Source organism: Microbacterium umsixpiens (genome assembly GCF_053543675.1).
On record NZ_JBLVOH010000155.1, the window covers coordinates 6,538 to 7,508 of the forward strand.

The 971-nt window shown below is 72.0% G+C and carries 1 protein-coding gene; it reads left to right on the top strand.

The features are described 5' to 3' along the window. Positions 1-971: tetratricopeptide repeat protein (locus ACNPM4_RS15335; protein ID WP_448986252.1), on the top strand; the 971-nt coding region annotated here is incomplete at both ends.

Consider the following 971-nt stretch of genomic DNA (forward strand, 5'->3'; position numbering starts at 1 on the left):
GACACGCGGCTCGCGAACACGACGACTCTGGTGGCGATCTCGGCCGTGCTGCGTAAGGGCGACATGGAGGCGGCGACCGCATTGCTCGACCGTTTCCTCTCTCAGGAAGACCTCAGCACCGGGCATCGCGCGCAGGCCCTGCAGACCAGGGCTCGCGTGCGCGGCGGCGGCAACAGCTATGCCGAGGGCGCTGCCGACGCCGACGAGGTATGCCGGCTGCTCGCAGAACTGGGCGCGACCCGCGCTCTCGGCGATGCGCACCTGCTCGCCGGGGCGCTCTGGGAAGACGCGGACGAACCGGAGAAGGCCGTCTCCCGCTACCGTCTCGCCGCGCACATCGCGAGCGAAGGCGACGGCGACTCGACCGGCGTGGACTTCCGACTCGCCAGGGTCATGCTGCGCGCCGGCGACGCCGAAGAGGCCGCAGAGCTGTTCGGCGACGTCCTGCAGCGCGAGGAGGAAGCGGAAGTGGCCGCCGGCTCGCGCGCGATGACCGCCTCGATGCTGGCACGGTCACTGAGCGCGGCCGGTGAGTTCGGCCAGGCCGTCGGTGCTCACAGCTACGCCTCCGAGCTCTTCGGACAGGCAGGGGAACACGCCGACCAGGCGATGTCCATGACCGAGCAGGCCAAGATCCTCGCCCGCTTCGACGAGCACGACGACGCGATCGAACTGCTCGAGTCCGCCGCCGAGACCGTGCGGCGCGCACCCGAGGCCGTGGGCGCGCTGAGCGAAGTGCTGCACAGCCTCGGCCAGGCGTACGGCGGACGCGGCGACGAACGTGCGTTCGCGCTCTTCGACGAGGTCGCCGCCCTCGCACAGCAGCACGAGGCGGAGTGGCTTCTCGCCGACGTCACCGATTCCCGCGGACGTGCGTTGGCCGAGCTCGGCCGGATCGACGAAGCGGTCGCCGCCGCCCTCACCGCGGCCGACGGGTTCGCCGCGCTCGGCGACCTCGGCTCGGCCGGCGG